General features: G+C 39.8%; 8 protein-coding genes. 4 read left to right on the top strand and 4 right to left on the bottom strand.

Annotated elements, in window-relative coordinates:
* Positions 1–81 precede the first annotated feature (81 nt).
* Positions 82–405 carry a response regulator gene (locus QAI40_RS06425; RefSeq protein WP_299979209.1) on the bottom strand — a complete coding sequence of 108 codons (324 nt, stop codon included), beginning with the start codon at positions 403–405 and terminating at the stop codon, positions 82–84.
* A 554-nt stretch (positions 406–959) separates the two neighbouring features.
* On the opposite strand from QAI40_RS06425, the gene QAI40_RS06420 reads away from it, so the two are divergent.
* The gene (locus QAI40_RS06420; RefSeq protein ID WP_299979211.1) at positions 960–1,394 is read left to right on the top strand and encodes a MaoC family dehydratase; all 435 of its coding nucleotides are present in this window, start codon (positions 960–962) and stop codon (positions 1,392–1,394) included.
* Between the two features lie 16 nt (positions 1,395–1,410).
* Here the strand turns inward: QAI40_RS06420 and surE are convergent, their stop codons facing one another.
* Entirely contained in the window at positions 1,411–2,163 is a 753-nt protein-coding gene (gene surE / locus QAI40_RS06415) for a 5'/3'-nucleotidase SurE (protein WP_299979214.1), read from the bottom strand.
* A gap of 371 nt (positions 2,164–2,534) precedes the next feature.
* Between surE and QAI40_RS06410 the strand changes: the two genes are divergently transcribed.
* Positions 2,535–4,193, top strand: coding sequence for a glutamate synthase-related protein (locus QAI40_RS06410; protein WP_299979217.1), 1,659 nt, complete (start codon positions 2,535–2,537; stop codon positions 4,191–4,193).
* Between the two features lie 97 nt (positions 4,194–4,290).
* On the opposite strand, the gene QAI40_RS06405 is transcribed toward QAI40_RS06410, so the two are convergent.
* Both QAI40_RS06405 and QAI40_RS06400 read right to left on the bottom strand, forming a co-directional pair.
* Positions 4,291–5,580: a thiamine pyrophosphate-dependent enzyme gene (locus tag QAI40_RS06405; RefSeq protein WP_299979220.1), complete on the bottom strand. Its 1,290-nt coding sequence runs from the start codon at positions 5,578–5,580 to the stop codon at positions 4,291–4,293.
* Positions 5,573–6,688 (bottom strand): transketolase C-terminal domain-containing protein, encoded by a 1,116-nt coding sequence (locus QAI40_RS06400; protein ID WP_299979223.1) that lies wholly within the window; start codon positions 6,686–6,688, stop codon positions 5,573–5,575. Before QAI40_RS06400 ends, QAI40_RS06405 begins: the two co-directional genes overlap by 8 nt.
* A 212-nt stretch (positions 6,689–6,900) precedes the next feature.
* Between QAI40_RS06400 and QAI40_RS06395 the strand changes: the two genes are divergently transcribed.
* Together QAI40_RS06395 and QAI40_RS06390 are read left to right on the top strand one after the other, a co-directional pair.
* Positions 6,901–7,599 carry a GntR family transcriptional regulator gene (locus QAI40_RS06395; protein WP_299979226.1) on the top strand — a complete coding sequence of 233 codons (699 nt, stop codon included), beginning with the start codon at positions 6,901–6,903 and terminating at the stop codon, positions 7,597–7,599.
* 37 nt (positions 7,600–7,636) lie between these two features.
* Positions 7,637–8,329 (top strand): glycine/sarcosine/betaine reductase selenoprotein B family protein, encoded by a 693-nt coding sequence (locus QAI40_RS06390; protein WP_299979228.1) that lies wholly within the window; start codon positions 7,637–7,639, stop codon positions 8,327–8,329.
* Positions 8,330–8,336: the final 7 nt, after the last annotated feature.

Here is an 8,336-nt window from a genome sequence, read left to right as displayed (position 1 = left end):
AGACAAAGTCTAGACTTATTTTTTCTCCTGTAATATCAATAACTTGCGTGAGATTTGGGCAATAGTTTACGAAAAAAATATTTACCTTTTAATGGAAAACCATACTGACGCATGAAAAAAATCCTCACCGAGAATTGCTGTTCCAGACATTCCCACAACTGGTGTCAATTTGTTTTGAATTTGTTTTGAATATTGAAGAACCTGTTCTCCAGACAGACCAGGCATTTTCATGTCAGTAAGAATCAGACTGTAATTATTGGAGGCGATTTTTTTAATTCCCTTTTCCCCACTTTCTGCAGTATCCACAGTATAACCATTTCTGGTCAAGCTTTTTGAAAGTAGATTCAAAATAGGTAGTTCATCATCTATTATGAGAATAGGGTTTAAGACTGATGCAGTATTCAATATTTAAACCGTCCTATATCTTGAAATAATTTGAATAACATAAATTTCTATCTCTCTTATTTTAATTCAAACTCTAAGTCAACCTCGATAATTCTCTATTTGCTATATGATGGTGTTTTTTTACAAACCACTGGTAATCTTTTGATTTTACAATATTTTTTTTCGTGGAACATGATATTTTCAAATATTTCAATAGATTCCCTAACAGTCTATTATTATTTGAAATTTTTCAACTTTATCATTTTCAACGTTAAACGCTATTAAATTTTTTCTCTTATTTACTCCTTCTAATTAAATTTTTCTTCGTTTTTTACAAATTTTATTAAAACTAATTTCTCATGCATTTTTAATTGTTTCACAAAAATATCAATTACGTGGATACCCGAAGCTGTGGGTGGCTGCAAAATTCAAATTTGAAATCAAATTCGACCTCGGAAAAATAAAATTCTGTGATTTTAAGACAAACCTGAAAAATGATGCTTTGAAATTTATAGTTTAATGATAATAAGATAACTTGATGATTCAAAATCATATTATTTAAAAGGGAGCAACCCATGACTTATCAACTGACAACTTTCGATGATCTTGTGGTCGGGCAAAAGGCATCATTCCAAAAAACAATAACTGAATCCGATTTATCCCATTTTATTGCCATAACAGGTGATATAAATCCTTTACATGTTGATGAACAGTTTGCAGAGCAAACATTTTTTGGACAACGGATTGCTCATGGTATGTTGTCAGCTTCGTTATTTTCAACTTTGGTGGGGATGCATTTGCCAGGTATCGGTGCAATTTTTAAATCACAAACCCTGGAATTTTTACGTCCTGTTTTTATAGGGAACACTCTTCGCGCATGGTTTGAAATCATAGCAATAGATCCTCAGGATGAACGGATTGAAATAAGAAGCTGGATTGAAAATCAGGATGGAGAAACTGTAATAGAGGGGAAAACCGTAGCAAGCTTGTTACGGGGACTGAAAAAATAATATCCAGGGGATGTTGTCAAGGAAGTTGGAATGGTTCCATTCCCGCCATTGTCTTATAATCTGTGATGTCGCATTGAATTGGAGTTATGGAAATATAGTTTTGTGATAATGCATTGACGTCTGTATCTGGTTCACTATTCACTTGGTTTATGCTGCTGTACCAGTAATAAGACCTGTCCTTTGGATCAACACGTTTTTCAAATTGCTTTGAAATATTATTAGAGGCCTGCCGGGTAATTTTGACTCCGCGAACTTCATCCAATGAAATATCCGGTGCATTGATGTTCAAAAATGTGCCGGTCGGAAGACCATAATCACATACTTTGTCCACCAGATTACCTATAAACCGGGACATACCCTGAAAATCTACTATCTTTCCTCGTTTTACCGAAACAGCTATACTTAATAAACCATTTAATGCCGCTTCCCTGGCAGCTCCCACGGTACCCGAATAGTTGATATTAACCCCAGTGTTACTGCCCGGATTAATCCCTGAAATAACTATATCAGGTGGTGTGGTGCAAAGTTTAAACAGGCCCAGCTTAACACAGTCTGCCGGAGTTCCTGTAATTGCATATCCCTCACCACCGCCATTTAAGTTTATTTTGTCAATCCGTATGGGTTCATTAAGGGTAATACCGTGCCCCACGGCACTTTTCTCTCTATCGGGTGCTGCCATAACAATTTCATGATAAGATCGAAGCGTTTCATACAACACTTGAATTCCCGGAGCACTATATCCATCATCGTTTGTAAGAAGGATTTTCATATTTTCACTGATAGAAGAATGTCTTCCTTCACGCTGTAATTTTCCATTTACTAAGAATTTTCCAAATCTTTTTAAGCTTTTAAAATTTAATGGGATATTTACTTTTATTGAAGTGGGTTGTCAAGAAGTATGCAATACAGGTAAGTCGCATAAAACAATCCTCTTTTAAATAAGTTGACATTAAAATCTTTTCAAGATACTTTTTATTTTAATTCAATTTGTTTTTACAATGGCGTAAAAATAAGTTTTTCCATGACAAAGGTGTCTGCTCCGGTTTTTAACCGGGGAGGGTGCCTTTTTTTATTTTCAGGAAATTATTTCAATGAGGAAATGTGAAAAGCTAACAAGATTATTAAAAAGGAGACAAAGTTATGGAAATGAGATTTTCAAAAGGAAATGATGCCCTGGGAACCAAAAACAGAGGGAACGTCTGTGAATCAAGCCTTTGCACATTATGTCGTGCAGATTGTAATGGGAAGTGCGAAACATGGCTGTCCAGCATGGTTGGAAGAAAATTATTATATCCGAGAAGCTATGGTCTGGTTACCGCCGGTGCAAACAATACCAACCATGTGGGGGTATCTTATAATTCCCTGAGAATTCAAGGCTATGCATATGGCTCGGCCGGGCTTACACACGGTATGACCAACAGCCCGGATGACTGTGTTTTTCCAAATGTCAGCCTTGAAACCGAGTTTGGGAGCAGGATTAAAACAAAAATCCGCATGCCCATGATGACTGGTGCTTTGGGCTCAACCCTTATTGCAGAAAAATATTGGGATTCCTTTGCCATTGGTGGTGCATTAATCGGTATCCCGGTGGTGATCGGCGAGAATGTGGTGGGTGTGGATAAAAATTCTGAAATCGGCCCCCAGACAGATAAAAAAGGTAAAATTGTTAAAGCGCCTGAACTTGACCGGAGAATAGAGACCTATTTAAGGTATTTCAATGGGTTCGGTGCTATCATTGTCCAGCTCAATGTTGAAGACACCCGAAATGGTGTGGCAGAGTATGTTGTGGATAAATATGGCAACAAGTGTATCATTGAATTAAAATGGGGTCAGGGTGCAAAGAATATTGGTGGAGAGATACAGGTCAGAAGCCTTGAATATGCAATGTTCCTGAAAGAACGAGGGTATGTGGTTGATCCGGACCCGTCTCTGCCTGAAGTTCAGCAGGGATTTGAGCAGGGTGCAATTAAGTCTTTTGCCCGGCACAGCCGTCTGGGTGCCACCAATTTCGATACGGTCAGCAAGGTTCAGGAAGATTTCATGAACACCGTGGAATATCTTCGCGGTATCGGGTTTGAGAGAATTACTTTAAAAACAGGTTCTTATGGCATGGAAGAGCTGGCAATGGCCATTAAGTTTGCAACAGATGCCGAACTTGACCTTTTAACAATTGACGGTTCCGGCGGGGGAACTGGTATGAGTCCGTGGAATATGATGCAAAGCTGGGGTGTTCCCTCCATTATTCTTCATTCAAAAGCCCATGAATATGCCAGTATTTTATCGGCAAAAGGGAAAAATGTTGTGGACATGTCCTTTGCCGGTGGATTCGCACTTGAAGATCATATTTTTAAATCACTTGCATTAGGTGCTCCCTATACAAAATTAATTTGTATGGGAAGAGCGATTATGATCCCGGGATTTTTAGGGGCAAACATAGAGGGGGCCATTAATCCTGAGCAGCGGGCGGGAGTGAACGGCAACTGGAATGAATTGCCGAAAACGGTTCTGGAAGTTGGAAAAACTGCGGATGAAATTTTCGTAGGTTACCATGATCTTAAGAAAAAAATGGGCAAGGAGGAAATGAAGAATATTCCTTATGGTGCCATTGCATTCTATACACTGGCGGATAAGCTGGGCTGCGGTTTGCAGCAGCTCATGGCCGGGGCAAGAAAATTTTCTTTGAATCAAATCACACGCCAGGAGATTTTTTCAGGTAATCGGGAAACAGCAATTGAAACCGGTATTCCTCATGTGTCTGATGTAAATAACGAAAGTGCAAAAAAGATATTAAATTCATAAAAGGGATATTTATTTGAATTAAAAAGGGCCTTGCGCTTATTTGCAAGAGCCCTTTTTTTATCTGGTTAAATAGCACAAAGAAATATCAAGTTGAAACCTAAGTCATTTTTTCAATGGTTTCCATTGCAATCAGATAGACTTTTTCAGTGAAACGGGACTTTAAAGCATACTTTAGCATTTTTTTATTAATAGCTTTTTCTTTTTTTGCCATTACACCAAGGGAAGCCAAAGCCCAATCCTGTTTTTTGATTTTAAATTTCCGGAAGTCGATCTCAACAACATTCGCGTTGGTTTCAGGAATGGTAACGGTCCTTTCTTTTAAAACAAATGTGTCTGGTTTAAGGGTTGCAAATATCTTTTTTCTTCGCTGGACGCCTTCATCACTTAATGCCAGAACAACCGAAGGAGATTCAATGCCGGGATAGCCTATTTTTTCGGGTGAAATCAAGATTTCACTAACAGACTGTCCCCTGAGAACGGTGATATTATAGTCATTTTTCATTGACACATTCATGCCCGCACAAAGACCTGCGTAACAGACAATGTCCCCGGCTGTTACAATTCGCATTCCCGCACTGCCTAAGATAACCACCTCTTGCTGTTGATAATCTTTAAGATCGATTTGCTTTTCTATGGTAACCGCTTCAGGGAATGTATTTTTCTCTTTGGCAAGCGCCCTGTAACGTTCACCGTATTCAGGCCTTTGATTTTTTTCTATGATACCGTCTCTGGCAGGAAGATCGGTTATCATCTGATCAAGGAGTTTTGGAGTCAGCTGGTTTTTTTTGGTATAACGACCGGTGCACATGCCAAGGGTTTCAATGATTGAAAACCCTTTATGCTCAATGGCAGCGGCAATTTTTCCGGGCAGGCTCTCGTCATGACCTGAGCATCGATCAATATAAGTTGCACCGGCACTTTGGGCAATGGCGCAGATATCAAGGGGAATTTCAGCATGATTGAGAAATCCTGATCCCACCATTGCATCGGTCGGTGTAGTGGCAGAGTATTGTCCGCCGGTCATACCAAAGTTGAAATTATTGAGAATAATCAGCGTAAGATCAAGATTTTTCCTGCAGGAGGCCAATACGTGTGCGCCCCCGATACCCAGCCCTCCGTCTCCCATTGTAACAATCACGTTCAGTTCGGGATTAGCAAGCTTGAGACCCGATGCATAGGTCAGAGCCCGGCCGTGAATCCCATGGAGAGCGTGCACGTTGAAGAAGGTATCAAAAAGGCCGGAGCATCCAATATCAGTAACGATGACGGTTTTGTCGGCCGGAAGGTTCAATTTGAGTATGGCTTTATCAAGGCCTTTGGTGATTTTTTCATGAGTACATCCGGGGCAATAGACAGGGGGCCTGGTTTTATTCAAATAACTATTCATTTTCAATGACCTCCATAATCTTTGCAGGCGTAATCAACACACCGTTCATCTGTCCGTAAAACGTTACTTTTTTATCACAAAGCACCCGCTTTATTTCATTGACATATTGACCCAGGTTCATTTCGATGACCAGAATGCGTTTAAAGGGTTTTGCTTTTTCTATCAAAAGTTCTTCTGGTACCGGCCACAGGGTTTTAAGGGTTAAGGTGGAGACAGGTTTTCCTTTGCTTTCAAGAGTTTTGCCGGCATCTTCAACCGCACGGGCGGTGACACCATAACTGATGATCAGTGTATCACTATTCTCTTTGATATCTTCTTCAAAAAGCGTAATTCTCTTTCGGGCGCTATGAATTTTTTCTCTCAGCCTTGCCTGGTTTTCCGCAATCACTTCCGGATCAATGGTGATATAGCCGTCTGGTCCATGGGTTGATGATGTCTGTCTGACAAGGGTTTTCCCGCCAATGGGAAGAAACGGCGGGGCTGCATCCGGCTCTGCTTCAAACGGAAGATACGAATCTCCTGAAAACAGATTTCTCTCGACAATCGGGGGAAGGGTGACGGAATCAAGATCAAAGCTTTCCCTGGTCATCCCGATTTCTTTATTGGAAGCAATAAAAACGGGGCACCTGAATTCTTCAGCATAGTTAAAGGCATGGACAGCAAGGACATAGCAGTCAAGAGCATCTTTAGGGGCAAGAACGATCACCGGAACACCGCTTGTGCTACCCCATCTTAAGAATTGGATATCACTGTCAGCACCTCGAGTTGCTGAACCGGTTGAAGGCCCCAGGCGCTGCACATCTGCAATCACTAAAGGAATTTCACTGCCAATGGCAAATGAAAGTTGTTCGCTGTAAAGACTGATGCCGGGGCCGGATGTTGCGGTCAGTACTTTTTTGCCTGCCATGGATGCCCCGATGCAATATCCCATGGATGCGATTTCATCTTCTCCCTGAATACAAATACCGCCTTTGGGGGGCAGCATATTCAGCATACTGTTAAAAATAGTTGTTGCAGGTGTGATGGGATAGCCTGCAAAAAAATTGCAGCCCGCAGCAATTGCACCCCTGGCAAGTGCCTCATTTCCTTCCATAAATGACAAAGCCATCTTTTTCTCCTTGGGTTTAATAAAAGCTTCTATCAATTTAAATTATAAATCTGATCAAATATTTGATCAGATTTATAATTATGTATCTCTTTGCGATTTGTATGTCAAGAATAAAATGACTGATATTCAAGTGGATAGAGCTATTATTAGAATTTGAAATTATCTGTTTTTATAATTGATTTTATAAAGGGCTTGGTATATTTATTTTGGTTATGGAGAAAAAAAGAAAAAAAAAGAAAAAGAGCAAAGATGATTTTACTCAGGAAGCCTATATGGGTATTCGCCGGATGTTTTTTTTAAATGAAATTATACCGGGGCAGAAGATTTCATATGGAGATCTTGCAAAGCGCCTTGAAATGAGTACAACACCGGTTATCCAGGCATTGAAACGGCTTGAATATCAAGGCCTTGTCCGGCATGAACCCAATCGCGGGTATTATACTGAAAATATCAGTCTAAAAGAAATCATGGAGATATATGAATTCAGGGAATTAATCGAAACCTCACTCTTGCCCAAAACCATATCCCAAATTGATAAAAAAGGGCTGAAAATACTGAAAAAAGCCCTGGACTGCCATCTTGACGCTGTTCGAGATATTTATTTAAAAGAACGACTTTTAAAGGATATGGAATTTCACCTTGCCCTTGCAACGCTTTCAGGATGCACGATACAAATCAATACCTTAAAATCACTTTTTGATCTTTTATATCTTAAATATCGGGGTAATATCCTTTTTGTAACACCTATGGATACCGTTGATTCGGAACACACTAAATTATATGAATATATTGCTGATTCCAATCTTGATGGCGCGGTCGGAATTTTAAAACAACATATTTCTAATGTTAAAGAGCATGCCATCATCAGTATTGAGAGAATTAATAAGGAAAAAAGTATTAAAACAATTTAACAATCTTAATTATATAAACCCTGGAGGGAGCAAAAAAATGCAAAAGGAGAACAACCCGGAATCCTTTGAAGCGTTCATTAAATCTTTTTTTTACGGTAAACGCTCGGATCTGTCTTTTAAATTTTTATCTGATCTGACACCGGAGGATGCCTCGACATTTATTCAAAATTTATTCAAGGATGTCGTTGACTCGCTCGACGACGGCGATCTTTTTCGTGTGAAGCAAAGAATGCTACAGGGTCAGATTCAGGGATATAGAGAACAGAAAAATTTTGAATATGATGATGGACCTTTTCACCCTTTAGAAAAGCCATTGTCCTCCATAAAACTTTCGCTTCTTACATCAAGCGGCCATTTTTTGAAGGGATGTGATCCTGAGCCATTAGGGGTTGAGAATATGACTCAGGAAGAAGCAGAGCGTCGTGTGTTTGATTTTTTAAAGGAGGAGCCACAGCTTTCTGAAATCCCATTTGATTCAAAGCCTGAGGATCTGATGGTTCGCCATGGTGGATATGATATCAGGGCTGCATTAAAAGATCCCAATGTATCTTTTCCATACCAGAGAATTGTTCACCTGAAGGATCAGGGGGTGGTTGAGAAATTAACGTCCAATGCGTATTCATTTGTGGGCGCATGCTCTCAAATGAGATTATTGAAAAAAACATTGCCGGATTGGGTGGATAAATTTGTAAACCAAGGGGTTGAAGCAGTAGCGCTGGTTCCGGTCTGACCGGTCT

The organism is Desulfobacula sp. (genome assembly GCF_030611305.1).
Taxonomy (GTDB): Bacteria; Desulfobacterota; Desulfobacteria; order Desulfobacterales; family Desulfobacteraceae; genus Desulfobacula.
Note: the sequence above shows the minus strand (reverse complement) of the source record. Positions and strands in the feature narration are given on the sequence as shown.

Excerpts from the sequence above, each read along its gene's own strand:
- QAI40_RS06400 (WP_299979223.1), bottom strand. The coding sequence starts at position 6,688 with ATGGCTTTGTCATTTATGGAAGGAAATGAGGCACTTGCCAGGGGTGCA.
- QAI40_RS06405 (WP_299979220.1), bottom strand. The coding sequence starts at position 5,580 with ATGAATAGTTATTTGAATAAAACCAGGCCCCCTGTCTATTGCCCCGGA.
- surE (WP_299979214.1), bottom strand. The coding sequence starts at position 2,163 with ATGAAAATCCTTCTTACAAACGATGATGGATATAGTGCTCCGGGAATT.
- QAI40_RS06420 (WP_299979211.1), top strand. The coding sequence starts at position 960 with ATGACTTATCAACTGACAACTTTCGATGATCTTGTGGTCGGGCAAAAG.
- QAI40_RS06395 (WP_299979226.1), top strand. The coding sequence starts at position 6,901 with ATGGAGAAAAAAAGAAAAAAAAAGAAAAAGAGCAAAGATGATTTTACT.
- QAI40_RS06390 (WP_299979228.1), top strand. The coding sequence starts at position 7,637 with ATGCAAAAGGAGAACAACCCGGAATCCTTTGAAGCGTTCATTAAATCT.
- QAI40_RS06410 (WP_299979217.1), top strand. The coding sequence starts at position 2,535 with ATGGAAATGAGATTTTCAAAAGGAAATGATGCCCTGGGAACCAAAAAC.